The organism is Roseateles sp. GW835-FHT13E02 (assembly GCF_058794035.1).
The window spans coordinates 99,995-116,623 of sequence record NZ_JBXAGJ010000016.1 but is presented as its reverse complement, the minus strand read 5'-3'; the positions used below and the strand labels follow the sequence as shown (position 1 = coordinate 116,623).

Sequence of the window (16,629 nt, the reverse complement as noted above, 5' to 3'; positions counted from 1 at the left end):
CTTTGCCGCCGGCGCCCGGGTGCGCTGGCCCGGCCCTCACCTCCCGCCCCTGTTGTTGACACGAAAGAAACCTCCCATGAGCGAAGCCAAATCCATCGTCGAAGTCACGGCTCAGGATGTGCAGGGCCCGGGCGTTGTGGCCTGCCCCAACCCCAAGATGACGCAGTGGAGCAGCCACCCCAAGGTCTTCATCGACCTGAGCCATGAAGGCCAGGGCAAGTGCCCCTACTGCGGCACCGTCTACAAGCTGAAAGCCGGCGAAACCCTGCATAGCCACCACTGAGCCGCATGCAGTCGCGCAGCAAAGCTCAGGCCGCCGCCCTGCTGGCCTCGCCCGAGGACACCGAACAGCAGTTCTACGAAGCCCTGCAGCAGGCCGATCTGGACCGGCTGATGGAGGTCTGGGCCGACGAGGAGGAAATCTCCTGCGTCCACCCCGGCGGCCCGCGCGTCGTGGGCCTGGGCGCGATCCGCGCCGCCTTCGAGACCGTCTTTCTGCAAGGCGCCATCCCGGCCCACCCCGAGCGCGTGCGACGCCTGCACACCGGCGACACCGCCATCCACCAGGTGCTGGAGCGCGTGCAGGTGGACGGCCCGGACGGCCAGCAAAGCGCCTGGGTGATCGCCACCAATGTCTACCTCAAGACCGCCTTTGGCTGGCGCATGGTGCTGCACCACGCCAGCCCGGGCAGTGCGCATGACATCCAGGAAGTGATCGAAGAACCTTCGGTACTGCACTGAAGGCCGACACCCCGAACCGTTCCGAGATGCAGTACTCCGCGCCGCGCTGGCTGCCCGGCGGCCACGCCCAGACCATCTGGTCTGCCCTCTGGGCCCGCCACCACGGCGGCCCGGCCCTGCGCTTCCAGCGCCAGCGCTGGGACACGCCGGACGGCGATTTCATCGACGTCGACTGGCTCAACTACGCCCCGCCCGAAGCCGGCGACGATGCCTTCTGGCCCCTGCCCGCCATCCCGCCCGAGGGCACGCCACGGCCGCCGCTGCTGGTGCTCTTCCATGGCCTGGAGGGCAGCTCGCAAAGCCAGTACGCCCAAGCCTTTGCCACCGTCGCGCGCTCGCGCGGCTGGGCCTGCGCCCTGCCGCATTTCCGCGGCTGCTCGGGCGAGCTGAACCATGCGCCGCGCGCCTACCACTCGGGTGATTTTGAAGAGATCGCCTGGATCCTGGCCCGTTGCAAGCAGCAGCACGGCGGCCCGGTGCTGGCCGTGGGCATCTCGCTGGGCGGCAATGCCTTGCTGCGCTGGGCCGAGGAGCATGGCCAGAGCGCCGCCCTGACCGCCCGCGCCGTGGCCGCCGTCTGCTCGCCCATCGACCTGGCCGCCTCGGGCCGAGCCATCGGTCGCGGCTTCAGCCGCCTGGTCTACACCCGCATGTTCCTCAAGACCATGGTGCCCAAGGCCTTGCGCAAGCTGGAGCAGCACCCGGGCCTGTTCGATGGCGAACGCCTGCGCCGCGCCCGCGATCTCTACGAGTTCGACAACATCTTCACCGCCCCGCTGCACGGTTTCCGCGACACCGAGGACTACTGGGCGCGCGCCTCGGCCAAGCCGCATCTACGCCGCATCGGCATCCCGGCCCTGGTGCTTAATGCCCGCAACGACCCCTTTGTGCCGGCGAACAGCCTGCCGCAGGCGCGCGATGTCGGCGCCTTCGTCACGCTCTGGCAGCCGGCCCACGGCGGCCATGTCGGATTCACCCACGGCAAGCCGCCGGGCGAGGTCTTCACCATGCCCGAGCAGGTCTGCGATTGGCTGAGCCGGGCGCTGGGTTGAGTCGCCACGGCAGCCATTCATTGCGGACTTCCTGCCATTCAACGGCGTAGCAGCCTGCTCGTCCGGCCCAGGCTGACACCGTCAAGTTGCGCCCTTATGCTGCCTCCGACCCGATCAAGGGCAGGAGGAACAGGGCATGGACCCAGAACGGTCGACGAGCGACACAACAGCCGGACCCTTGCTGCAGCTCCAGCAGGCCAGCAAGCACTACACACGGGGCGGCGGCTCGGTCCAAGCGCTGGACCAATTTGACTTGGAGCTGAAAGCCGGCGAAGTGATCGGCCTGCTCGGGCCGAATGGCTCGGGCAAGACCACCTTGGTCAAGATCCTGACCGGGCTCTGCGACGCCGACCAGGGCGAGCTGCGCTGGCGCAAAGACCCCGCTCGGGCGGCTGGTCAGCCCGGCCCCCATTTGCGCGAGATCGGCGTGTTGCTGGAGGGCCGCGGCGCCGCCTACGAGCGCCTGACCACCCTGGAGAACGCGCGTTACTTCTGCGAGCTGCGCGAGCAGCGCTTCAGCCTCGATCGCTGCCGGCAGATGGCCGATCTGCTGGGCCTGAGTGATCTCGACACACCGATCCGCCAGCTTTCCACCGGCAACAAGCTGCGTGCCGCCCTGATCGGGGCCCTGATCCACCGGCCGACCCTGGTGCTGCTGGACGAGCCGACGCTGGGCCTGGACCTGGAAGGCGTGGAGCGCCTGCACGCGCTGGTGCACCAGGGCGCGGCCGAAGGCCAGACCTTTCTGATCGGCTCGCACGATCTGCATTTCATCGAGCGCCTGTGCCCGCGCATCGTCTGCATCCACCGCGGGCGCAAGCGCTTTGACGGCGCCCGTGAGGCCTTTGTGCACCAGGACTACCGCTACCGCCTGGTGGTGCGCAGCGAGCAGCCCTGCCCGCCGCCGCCCGAATGGCTGGGCCCGCGGGACTGGCAAGCAGCGCCGGGCGAGGCCGGCGGCTGGAGCCTGCCCTTGCGCGACCCGCCCGAGGCGGCCCGGCTGATGGCCGAATGGGCCGCCTGGCTGGGCCGCTGCAGCGCGCTGCAGCTGCGCGCAATCGAGCTGCGCGAGCATTACCTGGAACACCTCGGCCTGTCCGCCACTGAAGCCTCCATCGAGGGAGCACCCACCCCATGAGCAGCCGCCGCCCCTGGATTCGCCATGGCCTCAACGAGGCCCGCCGCAGCCTGGCCCTGGCGCGGCGCTACTGGGTCGAGGCCGTGCTGGGCATCGGCTTCATCTTCAGCCTGTTCGGCGGCCTGGTCTTCGCCGTGCTCAAGGCCAGCGGCCAGTCCCTGGATTCGGGCCAGGCCGACGGTCTGATCATCGGCTTCGCCCTGTGGATGTTTGCCAGCGGCCTGGCCCATGGCAGCGCCCAAGAGATCGTCGAAGAGACGCAGCAGCGCACGCTGGAGCAGCTGCAGCTGGCACCAATGAGCCTGGGCCAGCTGTTGACCGTACGACTGATGCTGCAAAGCGTGGTGGGCCTGATCTTGCTGGTGCTCACGCTCGGTGTGATCGCCTGGCTGACCGACGGGCGCGTGCAGCTGAGCCTGCCCGCCCTGGGCCTGGCCGTGCTGGGTGCACCGTCCATGGCCGGCCTGGGCTATGCGCTGGCGGGCCTGAGCCTGCTGGTCAAGCGCGGCGAGCTGCTGATGATGGCGGCCTATCCTTTGGTGATCGGCCTGGTGTCACTACCGGCGCTGCCGCTCTCGGGCTTGTCGGCCCTGCCCTATGCCCTGGCCGCCGCCGCAGCACGCGCGGCCGCGGGCGGCCAGACCTTTCCGGTCGAGGTCTGGGCCTGGGTGGCGCTGAACAGCGCCGTGTTCCTGGCCGCGGGTCTGGCGATCTTTCGGGCCTGCCTGCGACAGGCGCGCCATCTGGGCGTGCTGGGTCACATCTGAACGAGGCGCGGGCCAGTCCGCCGAACCTACACTGGCGGCATGGATGCAATCGTCGAAGCGGCCCTGAAAAAATGGCCCAATGTGCCGCACTGCTACGGCTGGCTGGCCCTGGATGCCCGGGGCGATTGGTATATGCGCGACGAGCGCTGCCAGGCGGCGGGCCCGTTTCCGCAGGTCAAGGGCAGCCGCGTCACGCACGAGAAGCTGCGCGAGTTCATCGCCCGCAATTACGCGGCCGACGCGCGCGGCGCCTGGTTCTTTCAGAACGGCCCGCAGCGCGTGTACCTGCAGCTGGAGGCCGCGCCCTGGGTCTGGCGCGTCGATGCCGCAGCCCTGCAGCCGGACGGCACGGTGCAGAGCCACACGGGCTTGAGCACCACCGTCAGCGCCAGCTGGCTGGATGAGCAGGACCGTCTGTTCCTGAGCACGCCGCTGGGCCTGGGCCTGGTGCACAGCCTGGACATGGACTGGGCCGCCCAGGCCGTGGAGCAGGGCCTGTGGGCGCCCGAGTTCTGCCGCCATGCCGATTTGCTGCAGCGCTTTGGCGTGTGCCTCGTGCCCGAGGTGAATGTGGCCGCAGGGGCCGCAGCGGCCGGCTGACCGTTCGGCCCGGCTTTGCTGCCGCTGGCCCTGAAAGCAGGCGACAGGCGCGAAGGTGACCGGCACAGTGCAGCCGGCTGACACCCCCACAGCGCCATGTTCGACCCTCTTTCACTGCCTGATTGACCGCACGATTCACCGCCCATGAAACCGTCCCGCCTCGCCATCGCTTGCCTGCTGCCCCTGCTCACCGCCTTCACGGCGCCGAGCCTGGCCGGCCCGGCCGCCCCCGACACCCCGCCTGCCGCGCAGGCCGATTACCGACCCGCCCTGTGGTCGGTGGAGCATCAGGGCCGGCGCTCCTGGCTGTTCGGCGCCCTGCCCTGGAGCGAAGCCGGCGTGACGGCGCTGCCCGGCACGGTCCAGCAGGCCCTGACCGAGAGCGATCAGCTGGCCAGTGAGTTGCGCATGCCGGTCGCACCCAGCGAGGCCGCCCCCTTGCTGGCTGCACTGCGCCAACCCGGTGCTTCCTTCCGCGCCACCCTGCCGGCCGATCTGCTCGGCGACTTTGATCAGCTGTGCAAGCAACAAGGCCTGCCCTGCAGCGCCCTGGACAGCCTGCCACCCTTCTTCGTGGTGGCCGCCCTGCACAAGCTGATGGCCCAGAAAGCCGGCCTGCAAAGCCAGGAACAGCACAGCAGCATGAACCTGGTGCACCGGGCCATGAAGGACAAGCCCTTGCTGGAGCTGGAAGGGCTGCAGGCCGGCTTCCAGCTGCTGCAGTCCATCCCCGAGGCCGACCAGCAGGCCCTGCTGCGCCGCCTGCTGATCAGCCAGGGCCAGGACAGCGTGCAGAGCTATGCCGCCTGGCGCCGCGGCGATATGGCGGCCTTGCAAGCCAGCTTCGAGTGCTCGGCCTTCACACCGGCCACGCGCGAGCGCATCCAGCGCGAACGTGACCAGGCCTGGAGCCTCAAGATCGCCCAGCGCCTGCGAGAAGGCCAGCGCCTGTTCGTGGCCGTGGCGCCCGCCCATCTGGGCAGCGAGGGCCTGCCGGCCCTGCTGCAGGCCCAGGGTTTCAAGGTGACGCGTGTCGCGTACTGAGGCCCTCGCTCGCGACACCGCCTCCACGGCCTGGCCCCTGTGGCGCCAGGCTGGTTTGCTGCTGTCCTTGTGCGGTCTGCAGGCGCTGCTGATCCTGCTGATCCAGTTCGCCCTGTTCGGCGACCCGGGGCTGCGCCCGGGCACGGTGCAGCGCGTCGGCCTGATGGCCTTGCTGCGCTGGGGCCTGCTGGGCCTGCTGGTCAGCCAGGCACGGCCAGGGCAGCCCTGGGCGCACCGCCTGCCTTTGCTGGCCGCCCTGGCCGCCATCGACGCGCTGTGCATCCACGCCCTGACCCAGTGGCTGGGCAGCGGCGTGCCCCTGGACCCCCAGGCCCTGAACCTGAGCCCCGTGCAGCTGCGCTGGATCAGCCAGGGCGGCAGCTGGGTGGTGGCGCTGGCCCAGTACCTGCTGTTCAGCCTGGCCTGGCAAAGCCACCTGGACCGCCGGCAGCGCACCGCGCTGGAGCAGCAGGCGCGCGCGGCCCAGCTGCAGGCCTTGCAGAACCAGCTCAAGCCGCACTTTCTGTTCAATGCCATGAACACCGTGCGCGGCCTGATCTTCGAGAACCCCGAGCGCGCCGCCCATTTGCTGACAGAGCTGTCCACCCTCTTGCGCGCCAGCCTCGAACAAAGTGGCAGCCTTTGCCGCCTCGACGAGGAGTGGCAGCTCTGCCAGCGCTACCTGGCCCTGGAAGCGAGCCGGCTCGAAGATCGATTGCAGCTGGACATCAGCCTGCCGCCCGCGCTGATGGCCCAGCGCCTGCCGCGCTTTGCCCTGCTGGGCCTGTGCGAGAACGCGATCAAGCATGGCATTGGCGCTCGCCGTGAGGGCGGCTGCCTGCGCATCCACGCGGCGCGCGAGGGCAGCAGCCCGGTGTGGTGCTTGCGCGTCGAGAACCCCAGCGCGCCGCGCCTCGCAAGCCCCCCCGGCCTGGGCAGCGGCCTGGCCCAGCTGCGCGAAAGCCTGCGCCTGCAATTGGGCGCGGCCGCCGAGCTGCACGCCGGCCTCGATGCCACAGGCCAACACCACCGGGTCGAACTGCGCCTGCCCTGGCAGGAGGCCTCCGTCCCATGACCCTGATGAAGCCCCCACCCCTGCGCCTGCTGCTGGTGGACGACGAACGCCTGGCTCGGCTGGAACTGCGCCGCTTGCTGGCGGCGCACGATGATGTCGAGGTGCTGGCCGAGGCCAACAGCGGCGACGAGGCCCTGGCCCTGCACGCCCAGCTGCGGCCCGATGCCCTGCTGCTCGATGTGCAGATGCCCGAGCAGGACGGCCTGGCTGTGGCCCGTGCCCTCAACGCCGAGGCGCGCATCATCTTCTGCACCGCCCATGCCAGCTTTGCGATCGAGGCCTTCGACCTCAATGCCCTGGACTATCTGGTCAAGCCGGTGGCGGCCGAACGCCTGGCCCAGGCGCTGCAGCGCCTGCGAGCCGAGCTGGAGCCGCGCAGCAGCCCCTATCTGAGCGATGAGCACCGCGTGCTGCTGCGCCGCGGCGAGCAGATGGCCCTGATCCGCCTGGGCGACATCGCCCTGATCGAAAGCCGCGACAACTATCTGGAGCTGCACACGCCGCAAGGCGTGTTCCTGCTGCCGGGCAGCCTCGCGCGCCTGCTGCCCCGACTGGACCCGCAGCGCTACCAGCAGATCAACCGCCAGGCCCTGGTGCGCCTGGATGCCATCGCCCGCCTACAGCCCGGCGACGACAGCAGCCTGCAGCTGCAACTGCACAGCGGCCCGTGGTTGACCGTGTCGCGCCGGCAAAGCCAGGCGCTGCGGCAGCGCTTCAGCCTGGGCTGAGGAGGCCCAAGGCCGGCCTCGGTCAACGCCCGCAGCCTGGCGCGCGTTGCACAGGACTGCCGCTTTCCCGGGGATTGCCATGCCACCGCTGTTTCGCTCGCCCATGCTCGCCCGCAAACCCTGCCTGGCCGCGCTGGCCTTCAGTGCGCTGCTGCTGACCCCCTCGGCCTGGGCCTTTCGCTGTAACTCTTTTGTCATTGACGCCGGCATGGCCAAGCCCGAGGTGCTGCGCAAATGCGGCACGCCCAGCCTGCAGGAGCAACGCCTCGACCGCCGCGTCATCCGTCTGCGCGTGCCCGCCGCGCCCAACAGCGGCCTGCCACCCGGCAGCACGGTGGAGCTGGAGCGCGAACGCCAGGTGCTGATCGAAGAATGGGTCTACAACTTCGGACCTCAGCAGTTCATGCAGCAGCTGGTGTTCGAGGACGGCCGTTTGGTGTCCGTCAAGGACCTCGGTTACGGCAGCTGATCCTGTTGCACCGACTCAGGGCGCTGTGCGATGCGCCTCGGCCTCGCGCAGCTGGGCAATCGCCGCCCACCAACGCTCCATCAGTGCCGCCCGCTCGGCACCGGCATCCTTGCGCTGCACGAGGTAAATGTCCATCTGCAGCAAGGGCTTGCTCAGGACGGCCAGGCCGTGCAGGCTTTGCGCATCGGGTGACAGATTGAGCTCTGGCGCTGCAACCACCGCCAGATCGACGCGACCGGCGCGCAACTTGGCCAGCAACTGCGCCATGCTGTGCGCGGAATCCTCGACGCGCAGGCCGAGACCGAGCAGGGGCTCCGCGGTGATGCGCACCCCAGCCCGCACGCCGATCACGGACACCTTCCCGCCAGCGCCGAGTCCCCGCAGAGCCTGGCCATCCCAGTCGAGCGTGGAATCCGCGCGCTTGAGCCAGACCAGATGGAGTTGCATCAGGCTGCGTGACGCATCCAGCTGCCCGGCCCGCAGAGGGAACTGCAGTTCCTGCAGATTGACCGGCGTGGGGCCGGCGAGCGCTGCCTCGATCTGCCCCTGATCCAGCATCAGGCGGCAACGACGCGGTGGCAGCCGCAGCAACTCCAGCTCCAAGCCCTGCTGGCGCGCACTGTCCTGCAGCATGCGCTCTACCGTGCCGGGATGCTCCGCCTGGTTGTTCAGGAACGGAGGCGCTTGAAGGTCGGTGACACACACCCGCCAGCGCGTGGGCAGGCCCGCTGATTCGGCCGCCCGAACGGCGGCCGGCCCAGCCGCACACAAGGCCAGGGTCAGCATGAGCGGAGCAAGCCGGTTCATGGCCTTGAGCTTACTGCAGGCTACCACCGGCAGGCCAGCCGCCCCGGCACAAGGCGTCGCGCGCAAGACCTGGCCCCGCTGCCCGAACGGCAGGCGCGCACAAAGGCAAAAACACGCGGCGAAAAAAAGCCGACCCGAGGGTCGGCTGTCGGTGCGGCGCATGCTCGGGACATGCCCAAGCTCGCCACATTGCGCTTCAGTTGGCGGCCGAAGCTGCGGCGGCCGGGGCCTTGGGCTCGTCGAACTTGGCACCGCCCTGGTTGGCCATGTAGACCACGGCGCGGGAGATTTCGAAATCGCTGAAATCGCCACCGCCCTGTGCGCCCATGGCGCCCTTGCCCTTGAGGGCCGAGGTCAGCAGTGCGTCATAACCAGTCTTCACGCGCGGGCCCCAGGCGGCTTCGTCGCCCAGCTTGGGGGCGCCGGCAGCGCCGGTCGAGTGGCAGGCCGCGCACTGGGCCTGGAACACCTGCTCGCCGGTCTTCAGGGCGGCGACATTGTTCATGTCCTTCAGCTCGATCGCGCCGATGGGCTGGATGCGGGCGGCCACAGCCTGTGCTTCCAGGGCCTCGGTACCGGCAGACGGCTTGGAGTCGCTGGTCACATAGTTGGCCAGCAGAATGATGACGATGACAGGAACGACAAAGGCAAAGAACACGGCCCAGGCCAGCTGCTTGGGGGTCTTGATCGGGCCTTCATGGGCTTCGTCAGCATGATCGTGCTCGTGTGCGTGATTCTGGTTTCCGCTCATGAAATCCTCGTTGGCGTCGGCAAGGGAAGATGCAATGCCCGGCAGTTCACCGGACGCAAAACCGGCAGATTATATCTGTCAGCACCTGGGGCTGACTGCAAGGATTGACGCTCGTCACGGTGGGCGCGGCCGCTGAGGTTAGAATACGCGCTCCCGGCGACCGTGGTGAAGTGGATATCATTGGGCCCTCCGAAGGCTTAGGCGCAAGTTCGATTCTTGCCGGTCGCACCACCGGATACCTCCCTGTCAGCAAGCCCCGATATTGCGGCGCTTGCTGAAGACCCGCCGCAAGCTGCGGCGCGGCCCCGATCTCCCCCACACCCAGAACCCAATGTTCAGCGCGAGCCCCAGCCGGCCAGTGCGCTGAGCCCATGAGCTCGCGCCGGCATGGCGCCAAGCACCTGCTGGCACAAGGCATCGGGCGACTGGCCCTGGGCCCAGGCTTCGGCGAACCGCGTCAGCACTTGGCGGGCATGACGGGACAGGCCGCCTTCCACCGGATCGGCCGCCAAGGCCTGCAGGCGTTGGATGTAGAGCTGCCGAGCCGCCTCGCTGCTGTTGATCAGGCGCAGCAAAGCCTGCCCCTGGCGCAGGAACTCAGGCTCAGCCAAGCCCGCCCCCCGAGGCTCATCCTGGCTCAGGCAGACCCAATACTCCAAGGGCCCCAAGGAACGCCAGGCACCAAACTGTTGAGCAGCCAGCGCGGCGGCCAAGCTGGAGTGGCTCGGGGCGCCCCAGGCCTGGCGGCGGCCGCTGGGCAGGCGGCCGGTCTGCAGCCCGGCCAACAAGGTCTGGGCCAGCACCGCGCAGGCCTGGGCATCGCCGCGCTCCCCGACCACGGCCAGCAGGTTCAAGAAATCGGGATACAGGGCATCGCCTAAGCTGCGGCAGACCTGGTCCAGCAAAGCCAGACGCAACTCCTCGTCAGGCAGATCCACACATCCGGACAGCAGGGCTTGGGCTGCGGCCGTCCAGTCGGGCTCGCGGCGCACGTCGGCCATGGACGCTCAACCCTGAGTCCGCATGGCCGCCAGCACGCGCTCGGCATGGGCTTGCACCGAGAGTCCGCGCGCCTGCGGCTCGACCTCGGCGCGCAAGAGTGCCGCAGCCCCACCCATGGACGGAGTCGAAGGCGAACCCAGGGAGGCCAACCCTGCCGCGGGCGCAGCCACAGGCAGCGCCCCGTGAGGGAGGCTGAAGGCAAACGCAGAGCTGGCAAGCGTGTTCATGAATGAAGAGGGGCTGGGTGCATCGTTCGAGGCCCGAAGCCTAAGCCGGCAGAGCTGCTTTGGAAATTGCGGCTGTTCCTAATCGCCCGCCGTTGCGGCACTGCATTCGATCGATTGCGGACAGCCCTAGTTGCGGTCATCCGCATTGCGAACGCCCCCAACTTACGCGTCGGCTTGCAAATCGTTTCAATGACCAGGCAGTTGATCGCGGGTGGCTACTGATGCCACTGCGACGCCCAAACCTTGCATCCCGACGGATGCAAAACGGGCGAGGTTCCAACACCCATGAGTCTTTTCAAGCACTCATTCATTCATCCACTGAACTTATTGCAAGGAGAGCCTGACCATGTTCACCAACTCTGTTTCGTCGGCCAGCGCCGGTATCGCCATCGGCGGCTGCGGCCCCGTCGACCGCAGCAACCCCAGCCACGCCAGCACCTCGATGCAAGGCGGCCAGGCCGTGTTCGAGAACGACAACTACCGCATCACCGCGGCCGATGCCAACCGCGTGGAGATCACCAACAAGAAGACCGGTGAGAACTATGTGGTGTGGGGTGACCCGCATGTCAATGTCGATGGCCAGCATGCCTTTGACTTCTGGGGCACCACCACCTTCAAGCTCGATGACGGCACCAAGCTGACCTTCGAAACCGTGCCGGCCGGCAACGACATGACCCTGCCCAGCAAGCTGACCATCACCAATGGCGACTACGGCGTGCGCATCAGCGGCATCGACACAAACCAGCGCGGCGACCTCAAGATCGACGAAGCCAAGGGCTGGGGCCAGACCCTGGACGGCGTCACCGACGACGGTAATGTGCTGCTCGAGAACGCCAACGGCAAGGGCTTTGTCGCCGTGGACGGCAATGGCAAATTGGTGCAGGTGAACCAGAGCTACATCAATGGCACCGACCTGCAAAAAGGCGGCGCCGCCGCAGCAGCTGCGGCCCAGCAACAGCAGCAATTGCAGCAGCTGGCCCAGATCTTCCAGGGCGCCTTCCAGGCCATGAGCAGCATCCTCAGCATCAGCCTCAGCGGCGCCCTGCTGCGCAATCTGCTGGGCCAGGACAGCGAAGGCTCGCGCACCAACACCGGCGTGGCCGGCGGCGGCCGCGCCTGGACCGGCGGCACGGTCAACTTCAACGAAGCCGCCAACCCGCAGGGCTGGGCCCTGAGCGCCCAGCTGAGCTTGAACCTGACGCTGACCCGCTGGCAGGCCTGAGCCTCCACACCGGCCCCGTGGCCGCCAGCCTTCGTCGGCGGCCTTCAGCGGCGGTATTCACGGGGCTCGCAGCCCGCTCACCGCGATGGGGAGCGGGCTGTGGCGTTTGGAGGGGCGCTCCCGCAAGAGTTGGCGGCGGGCAGCCCGTTCATTTAGAACACGCGCTCGTAGGCCCCGCTGCGCGCCTCATGGACGAGTTGGGCCCAGCCATTCATCCACTGCAGGCTGGGGCTGTCGGGCTCGCGGTAGCGTTGGACGACGAGGGCCTCGACATCCAGTTGCACCGGGGGCAACGAGGCATCACCGGCATCGACTGGGGTCGGCAGGAACTGCAGCACCGGCCGGCGCGCGCTGTCCATGCCGTCCAGCAGATTGCCCTCGTCCAGATCCAGCGCCCATTGAAACGCCGGGCGGCGGATCAGGATCAACTCGCCCAGCAGCAGCGCCAGGTCCATCAGCAGGGAATACACGATCTCCGGGCCGCGCCGATCGCTGGCCAGCCAGACCTCGTCGCGCGCCAGCTGGGGCGCGGCTTTCTGGAGCGCGGGAAACACACGCAAGCTCCAGCGGTGCAGGCCATCCAGCAGCGCCGCCGGCTCAGCACCGGCCAGAGCCACCGCCACATCGACCCCGGCCTCGGTGTGCAGGAAGTCGCTGGCGATGCGCAGCCGCGTCGGGCGCTGAGTCTGCAGATATTCAAGGTTCTCCTGAGCCTGAGCCAGGCTCAGCAATTGCCCATCTCGACGGTAAGCATGGGGTGCCGCATAGACGGGGTAGCACTCACGCAGGCGCTGCAGCAGCGCCTGGCCTTCGGAACGCTCGGTTTTTCGTGTGAGCCAGGACCACATGGAAGGCATCATGCCATGGGGTGCACGGCGCTGGAGCCGGCTCCGATGCAAGCGCGTCGCGGCATCAGAACCAGGACTTGAGCGTGTCGAACAGCCCGCGGCCGGCTTGGTCGCCGACCACGGCGCCGGCGATGCCGCCGACAAGGCCGCCGATCACCGTGCCCACGCCGGGGAAGATGGCGGTGCCCAGGGCTGCGCCGCCGACGGCTCCGCCCCAGCCGCCAGCGGCCCCGCCGGCCAAGCCGGAAGCGGCGCGGCCGGTGTGGAGCCCGACGCGGTCGCCGTCCTTGCGGAAGGCGCTGCCGACTTCGACGGCGTCCATCACCAGGCCAAGCGGTCGCGCCACCTTGCCAACGCCCTCAAGCAAGCGCCCAGCTCCGCGCAGCAAGCGGTTCTCGCGCAGGGCTTGGCCGTCCAGCGCGGCCTGGCGGGCCAGGTCGGTGTCCATGCTGTTGCGGCCGACCTTGGATTCGATCTCCAGACGCTGGCTCTGGCGCGGATCCGCTGCCGGGCGATCCACCACCACATCGACCACCCGTGCACCGCCCTGGCGCGGCTGCTCGATCCCCACCTGCAAGCCCTGGGCACGCCAGCGGTCCGCAATCGCATCGCGTGCCAGATCCCCGTTGCGGTTGTTGGCAAGGGCGGCTGGGACCCCGGAGCTCTTGCCCAGCGAGCCCGGCGGCACCGGGTTGGCCAGGCGTTCCACGGTGATGCCATGACCCTCGAGCATCGCCCGCAGGCCATCGGTGAAGCCGCTCTTGCCCGTCCAGGCACTGGTGGTGGACACCCACTGCTTGACGAGGATGGGGTTGTCGACCAACAAGCGTCGGCCCTCGCTGGCCCAGGCATGGCCTGCGGCCGCCAGACCGTTCGGCGTGGCCTCAGCCAAGCCCGCCACCGCGGCCACCACGTCCTGGTTGAAGCGCGCGAGTTCGCCCGCATCGCGGCCGGCCAGTTCGGTCTCGATCGCGGCATGGGCGGCCGAGGCCTGGCCAAAGTCCTGCTGGCTGGCCTGCGCCACCCAGCCGGCCAGGCGCCGCGTGTCCAGCTGGCCGCTGGCAGGGTCGCGGGCCAGGCTCAGCAGTTCACCGGCGGAGCCGGTTGCCGACGCGGCGCTTCCGAGGCTGCCAGCGCTACGGGCGGTGTCGATGGTGGTGCTCATGGTGATGGACCCTTCTTGCGTGTGCGTGTGTGTTGGCGTGTCACTGACCGAAGTCAGCTCGCATGGCCGCGATTGCAGCCCGTCTCGCTGACTCGCGATAGCCGGGGCCGCTCCCAGCTAGTAACGCCCCTATTCGGCGGCAACAGTTCCGTGCACGATTGCGGACGGTCCCGTCTTTCGCCGGCAGCGTGCTTCTTCTCCAATGCATGGCATCGGGGCACCGCCCCAAGAGCCAAGGCCAAGGAGCCCAGACATGAACCTCACGAACCCGAGCTACCGCGTGCACAGCGGCGACACCCTCAGCCGCATTGCCAAAAACCATGGCATCAGTGCCGAAGCCTTGATGCAAGCCAACGGCATGGATCCGAAGCTGGCCGACGGCCGCGTGGGCAGCAGCCCCCGCGACCCGGACCGCCTGCGCGTCGGCCAGGTCTTGCGCATCCCGGTGGCCACGCCAGGGCTGGAGCGTGAGCACCGCGTGGTGCCCGGAGAAACCTTGCCCGGCATTGCCGAGCACTGGGGTGTGGATCTCAAGAAGCTGCTGCTGGCCAACCCCTTGGTCGAAGCCGTCAAGTCCCTGCTGGCACGGCTGGAGGCCCCGGCTGCCTCGGCACCCGCAGCAGCAGCGCCGTCTGCCGACCGACCCGCGGCAAACAACAACAGCGGCGGCCTCAACGCCGATACCGAGCTGGGCAAACTCAGCGCTCGCTACGAATCGGGTCGCCGTGGCAGCGCCGCCATTGGCTACGACAACACGGGCGGCTGGTCCTACGGCAAGTACCAGATCGAAACCCAGCGCGGCACCATGGCCAAGTTCCTCGACCACGCCGCCACGCACGCGCCCGAGATGCATCAGGCGCTGACAGCGGCAGGCGGCCTGGAGGCCGCTCGTGCGGGCACGGCAGAGTTCAAGAAGGCCTGGGTGACCTTGGCCGCGGACCCGCGCTTCGCAGCCCTGCAGCACGGCTTCATTGCCAGCCGGCACTACGAGCCACTGGCGGCCCGGCTCAAGGCCGAGCAGGGCCTGGACCTGTCGCAGCGCTCAGCAGCGCTGCGCGATGTGGTCTGGTCAGTGGCGGTGCAGCATGGTTCGGGCTCTTCGGTCATCGCCAAGGCGCTGGCGGGACGTGATGTCAGTCAGCTCAAAGATGCCGACATCATCAATGCCATTTACGATGAGCGTGGCGCCGAGAAGCTGGACAAGTCCGGCAAGACGGTGCTGAAGTACTTCTCCAAATCCACGGATGATGTGCAGGCCGGCGTGCGCCATCGCTTCGAGCAGGAGCGCAAGCAGGCCTTGCAGATGCTGTCGCCTTTCCCGGCGGCGCCGCATCGTCCTTGACCCCGGCGATCGCCGCTTCCCACCCATGCCTCTCGCTGCCGCCCGTCCTTCTGCCTCCACCTTGGCCCGATCGTGTCGCTGGGGATCACCGCTCAGCCGGAGCTGGCGCCTGAAACCGCTGGGTTTGCTGCTGCTCGCGCATGCCGCCGCCCTCTCGGCTTCGGCCGTGGGGGCCGCTGCAGAGTCAAGCGTGAGCTCAGGCCCGGCCTTCGACTGCCGCAAAGCCAGCAGCGCGACCGAAAAAGCCATCTGCGCCAGCGCCGAGTTGAGTCGGCTGGACCGGCAGCAGCAGAAGGCCTGGAAGGCCATGAACAGCGCGCTGCAGGAGCATCCGCAGCATGGCGCGCTCAAACAGGACCAGCTGGCCTGGCTGAAGGCGCGTGATCGCTGCGCGGCCGATGCGGCCTGCATCACCGAGGCCTACCAGGGGCGCCTGAGCCAGCTGCAAGGCGGCGGCTCGCTGCCCTGGGCGGGGGTGTTCGAGCTGCCCGGCACGGGCAGCCTGGCCCTCTACCCGGTGCTGGCCACGCCAACCGGGCCTGCGGCTGCGACGCGCTACCGCGTCAGCCTGCAGACGGCCGAGCCCAAGACCGCGCGCTGGACTTGCGAATGGCAGGGCGAGGCCGATCTGCTGCCTGCCAGCGCCACGCAGCCTGCCCGGCTGCAGCTGCTCATGCCCGGCACCAAGCCGGTGGCCGCCAGCCTCCAGGCTGACGGCACGCTGGAGATCGCCAACGACGCGGCCACCCAAGCCGCGGCCGATTCGCTGTGCGGCAACGGCGGCAGCTTTGCGTTTCGCTACCGTCGCAGTTCAGCGGCTCGTTGACGAGCCGCACCGCCCAACAGTCACTGCCACACCAAACCATTCGGCCCCAAGCTGAGGCGCTCGGGCTCGCGGCCCAGCACCCGCTGCAGATTGGCGCGGGCGGCATCGCGCAGATGCTGTTGCTGCGCCGCGGGTTGGGGGTTGGCCTTCTGGCTCAGCTGGGCCAGGGCCATGAAGGTGCCGACCATGGCGCATTGCTCGTAGAGACCGCGCAGGGCTTGCTGCGTCTGGGCGCCCAGGCGGGCCAGCATGTCCGGCTGGGCCGCCAGCTGCTCAGCCAGGGCCTGGGTGTGGGCATCGCTGACCTCGACGCCCCGCATCACCATGTAATTGCCCACGATGAAGGCCGCCATCGCACCGGCCACATCGTTGCGCGGCCAGCCCAGGCGCTGCTCGATCTGCACGAACACATCCTTGCTCTGCAGGTAGGCTTTGCGCATGCGGTCCTGGTGGGCGGCCGGGAACACCTTGGACAGCTGCTCGGCATTGCTGTGCCACTGCTCGGCGCCATCGGCCGCCAGGCGCAGGCCCGAGGAGATCGAAAAGCCGGCGATGGGCGTGCGCGAATCCGCACCAGCCTCGGCGGGCGGCCAGGGATTCAAGACCTGGGCCTGCGCCTGCGGTGCCAGCAGCACCGGCAGCGCGAGGGCCAGGCGCCAAATCAAGGCGGAGGCTCGGAGCTGGAGACGAAGAGGCCTGACTTGCCGAGACCTTGGACTGGCGAAAGGCTTCAGAAAACGCATGGACAACATGATGGGGTTTCCCTCTCGCGCTGGCGGGCTTGTTCAGTTCGTGGGCGTCTGCAGGGTGCCGACGCTCAGCGGT

General features: G+C 68.6%; 20 protein-coding genes and 1 tRNA gene. 14 read left to right on the top strand and 7 right to left on the bottom strand.

The genetic code is table 11. The features are described from left to right. Positions 1-76: 76 nt before the first annotated feature. The 10 genes from AC1Q6P_RS16475 (at position 77) to AC1Q6P_RS16430 (ending at position 7,614) form a co-directional block, all read left to right on the top strand. On the top strand, positions 77-283 hold the full coding sequence (locus tag AC1Q6P_RS16475; RefSeq protein WP_102769108.1) for a zinc-finger domain-containing protein: 207 nt from the start codon (positions 77-79) through the stop codon (positions 281-283). Positions 284-288: 5 nt separating this feature from the next. Further along, positions 289-741, top strand: coding sequence for a YybH family protein (locus tag AC1Q6P_RS16470; protein ID WP_102769107.1), 453 nt, complete (start codon positions 289-291; stop codon positions 739-741). Positions 742-767: 26 nt separating this feature from the next. Further along, the gene (locus AC1Q6P_RS16465) at positions 768-1,793 is read left to right on the top strand and encodes a YheT family hydrolase (protein ID WP_492665132.1); all 1,026 of its coding nucleotides are present in this window, start codon (positions 768-770) and stop codon (positions 1,791-1,793) included. Between the two features lie 136 nt (positions 1,794-1,929). After that, the gene (locus AC1Q6P_RS16460) at positions 1,930-2,931 is read left to right on the top strand and encodes an ABC transporter ATP-binding protein (RefSeq protein WP_492665131.1); all 1,002 of its coding nucleotides are present in this window, start codon (positions 1,930-1,932) and stop codon (positions 2,929-2,931) included. Further along, positions 2,928-3,698 (top strand): ABC transporter permease, encoded by a 771-nt coding sequence (locus tag AC1Q6P_RS16455; protein WP_492665130.1) that lies wholly within the window; start codon positions 2,928-2,930, stop codon positions 3,696-3,698. The genes AC1Q6P_RS16460 and AC1Q6P_RS16455 overlap by 4 nt, the downstream gene beginning before the upstream one ends. Positions 3,699-3,737: 39 nt before the next feature. Next, the gene (locus tag AC1Q6P_RS16450) at positions 3,738-4,298 is read left to right on the top strand and encodes a DUF2946 family protein (protein ID WP_492665129.1); all 561 of its coding nucleotides are present in this window, start codon (positions 3,738-3,740) and stop codon (positions 4,296-4,298) included. 144 nt (positions 4,299-4,442) lie between these two features. Beyond that, a complete protein-coding gene (locus AC1Q6P_RS16445) occupies positions 4,443-5,342 on the top strand; it encodes a TraB/GumN family protein (RefSeq protein ID WP_492665128.1) in 900 nt (299 codons plus the stop codon). After that, complete coding sequence (locus AC1Q6P_RS16440) at positions 5,329-6,417, top strand: sensor histidine kinase (RefSeq protein ID WP_492665127.1); 1,089 nt, start codon at positions 5,329-5,331, stop codon at positions 6,415-6,417. The genes AC1Q6P_RS16445 and AC1Q6P_RS16440 overlap by 14 nt, the downstream gene beginning before the upstream one ends. Then, on the top strand, positions 6,414-7,145 hold the full coding sequence (locus AC1Q6P_RS16435; RefSeq protein ID WP_492665126.1) for a LytR/AlgR family response regulator transcription factor: 732 nt from the start codon (positions 6,414-6,416) through the stop codon (positions 7,143-7,145). Before AC1Q6P_RS16440 ends, AC1Q6P_RS16435 begins: the two co-directional genes overlap by 4 nt. Before the next feature lie 79 nt (positions 7,146-7,224). Continuing rightward, on the top strand, positions 7,225-7,614 hold the full coding sequence (locus AC1Q6P_RS16430; protein WP_492665125.1) for a DUF2845 domain-containing protein: 390 nt from the start codon (positions 7,225-7,227) through the stop codon (positions 7,612-7,614). Positions 7,615-7,629: 15 nt separating this feature from the next. Here AC1Q6P_RS16430 and AC1Q6P_RS16425 read toward each other — a convergent pair whose 3' ends face one another. Both AC1Q6P_RS16425 and AC1Q6P_RS16420 read right to left on the bottom strand, forming a co-directional pair. Continuing rightward, the gene (locus AC1Q6P_RS16425) at positions 7,630-8,421 is read right to left on the bottom strand and encodes a hypothetical protein (protein ID WP_492665124.1); all 792 of its coding nucleotides are present in this window, start codon (positions 8,419-8,421) and stop codon (positions 7,630-7,632) included. Between the two features lie 196 nt (positions 8,422-8,617). Beyond that, positions 8,618-9,172 carry a c-type cytochrome gene (locus AC1Q6P_RS16420; protein WP_102769097.1) on the bottom strand — a complete coding sequence of 185 codons (555 nt, stop codon included), beginning with the start codon at positions 9,170-9,172 and terminating at the stop codon, positions 8,618-8,620. 156 nt (positions 9,173-9,328) lie between these two features. Between AC1Q6P_RS16420 and AC1Q6P_RS16415 the strand changes: the two genes are divergently transcribed. After that, positions 9,329-9,403 (top strand) — tRNA-Arg (locus tag AC1Q6P_RS16415). Positions 9,404-9,507: 104 nt separating this feature from the next. Here the strand turns inward: AC1Q6P_RS16415 and AC1Q6P_RS16410 are convergent. Then, positions 9,508-10,173, bottom strand: a complete 666-nt coding sequence (locus AC1Q6P_RS16410) for a hypothetical protein (RefSeq protein ID WP_492665123.1) — start codon at positions 10,171-10,173, stop codon at positions 9,508-9,510. Between the two features lie 6 nt (positions 10,174-10,179). Then, positions 10,180-10,401 (bottom strand): hypothetical protein, encoded by a 222-nt coding sequence (locus AC1Q6P_RS16405; protein ID WP_102769095.1) that lies wholly within the window; start codon positions 10,399-10,401, stop codon positions 10,180-10,182. 346 nt (positions 10,402-10,747) lie between these two features. Here AC1Q6P_RS16405 and AC1Q6P_RS16400 point away from each other — a divergent pair, with 346 nt between their 5' ends. Continuing rightward, a complete protein-coding gene (locus AC1Q6P_RS16400) occupies positions 10,748-11,623 on the top strand; it encodes a DUF1521 domain-containing protein (RefSeq protein ID WP_492665122.1) in 876 nt (291 codons plus the stop codon). Between the two features lie 152 nt (positions 11,624-11,775). On the opposite strand, the gene AC1Q6P_RS16395 is transcribed toward AC1Q6P_RS16400, so the two are convergent. After that, a complete protein-coding gene (locus AC1Q6P_RS16395; RefSeq protein ID WP_492665121.1) occupies positions 11,776-12,471 on the bottom strand; it encodes a hypothetical protein in 696 nt (231 codons plus the stop codon). A gap of 64 nt (positions 12,472-12,535) precedes the next feature. Then, entirely contained in the window at positions 12,536-13,636 is a 1,101-nt protein-coding gene (locus AC1Q6P_RS16390) for a glycine zipper domain-containing protein (RefSeq protein WP_492665120.1), read from the bottom strand. Positions 13,637-13,889: 253 nt separating this feature from the next. Between AC1Q6P_RS16390 and AC1Q6P_RS16385 the strand changes: the two genes are divergently transcribed. Then, entirely contained in the window at positions 13,890-14,978 is a 1,089-nt protein-coding gene (locus tag AC1Q6P_RS16385) for a LysM peptidoglycan-binding domain-containing protein (protein ID WP_492665119.1), read from the top strand. A gap of 190 nt (positions 14,979-15,168) precedes the next feature. Beyond that, on the top strand, positions 15,169-15,804 hold the full coding sequence (locus AC1Q6P_RS16380; protein ID WP_492665118.1) for a lysozyme inhibitor LprI family protein: 636 nt from the start codon (positions 15,169-15,171) through the stop codon (positions 15,802-15,804). 20 nt (positions 15,805-15,824) lie between these two features. Here the strand turns inward: AC1Q6P_RS16380 and AC1Q6P_RS16375 are convergent, their stop codons facing one another. Further along, positions 15,825-16,469, bottom strand: a complete 645-nt coding sequence (locus AC1Q6P_RS16375; protein WP_492665117.1) for a DUF6683 family protein — start codon at positions 16,467-16,469, stop codon at positions 15,825-15,827. Between the last annotated feature and the right edge of the window lie 160 nt (positions 16,470-16,629).

Bases quoted from the DNA above. Each gene is read 5' to 3' on its own strand.
- AC1Q6P_RS16460 (WP_492665131.1), top strand. From the start codon at position 1,930: ATGGACCCAGAACGGTCGACGAGCGACACAACAGCCGGACCCTTGCTG.
- AC1Q6P_RS16420 (WP_102769097.1), bottom strand. From the start codon at position 9,172: ATGAGCGGAAACCAGAATCACGCACACGAGCACGATCATGCTGACGAA.
- AC1Q6P_RS16390 (WP_492665120.1), bottom strand. From the start codon at position 13,636: ATGAGCACCACCATCGACACCGCCCGTAGCGCTGGCAGCCTCGGAAGC.
- AC1Q6P_RS16425 (WP_492665124.1), bottom strand. From the start codon at position 8,421: ATGAACCGGCTTGCTCCGCTCATGCTGACCCTGGCCTTGTGTGCGGCT.
- AC1Q6P_RS16410 (WP_492665123.1), bottom strand. From the start codon at position 10,173: ATGGCCGACGTGCGCCGCGAGCCCGACTGGACGGCCGCAGCCCAAGCC.
- AC1Q6P_RS16465 (WP_492665132.1), top strand. From the start codon at position 768: ATGCAGTACTCCGCGCCGCGCTGGCTGCCCGGCGGCCACGCCCAGACC.
- AC1Q6P_RS16455 (WP_492665130.1), top strand. From the start codon at position 2,928: ATGAGCAGCCGCCGCCCCTGGATTCGCCATGGCCTCAACGAGGCCCGC.
- AC1Q6P_RS16400 (WP_492665122.1), top strand. From the start codon at position 10,748: ATGTTCACCAACTCTGTTTCGTCGGCCAGCGCCGGTATCGCCATCGGC.
- AC1Q6P_RS16445 (WP_492665128.1), top strand. From the start codon at position 4,443: ATGAAACCGTCCCGCCTCGCCATCGCTTGCCTGCTGCCCCTGCTCACC.
- AC1Q6P_RS16405 (WP_102769095.1), bottom strand. From the start codon at position 10,401: ATGAACACGCTTGCCAGCTCTGCGTTTGCCTTCAGCCTCCCTCACGGG.
- AC1Q6P_RS16395 (WP_492665121.1), bottom strand. From the start codon at position 12,471: ATGTGGTCCTGGCTCACACGAAAAACCGAGCGTTCCGAAGGCCAGGCG.
- AC1Q6P_RS16475 (WP_102769108.1), top strand. From the start codon at position 77: ATGAGCGAAGCCAAATCCATCGTCGAAGTCACGGCTCAGGATGTGCAG.
- AC1Q6P_RS16470 (WP_102769107.1), top strand. From the start codon at position 289: ATGCAGTCGCGCAGCAAAGCTCAGGCCGCCGCCCTGCTGGCCTCGCCC.
- AC1Q6P_RS16450 (WP_492665129.1), top strand. From the start codon at position 3,738: ATGGATGCAATCGTCGAAGCGGCCCTGAAAAAATGGCCCAATGTGCCG.
- AC1Q6P_RS16385 (WP_492665119.1), top strand. From the start codon at position 13,890: ATGAACCTCACGAACCCGAGCTACCGCGTGCACAGCGGCGACACCCTC.
- AC1Q6P_RS16430 (WP_492665125.1), top strand. From the start codon at position 7,225: ATGCCACCGCTGTTTCGCTCGCCCATGCTCGCCCGCAAACCCTGCCTG.
- AC1Q6P_RS16435 (WP_492665126.1), top strand. From the start codon at position 6,414: ATGACCCTGATGAAGCCCCCACCCCTGCGCCTGCTGCTGGTGGACGAC.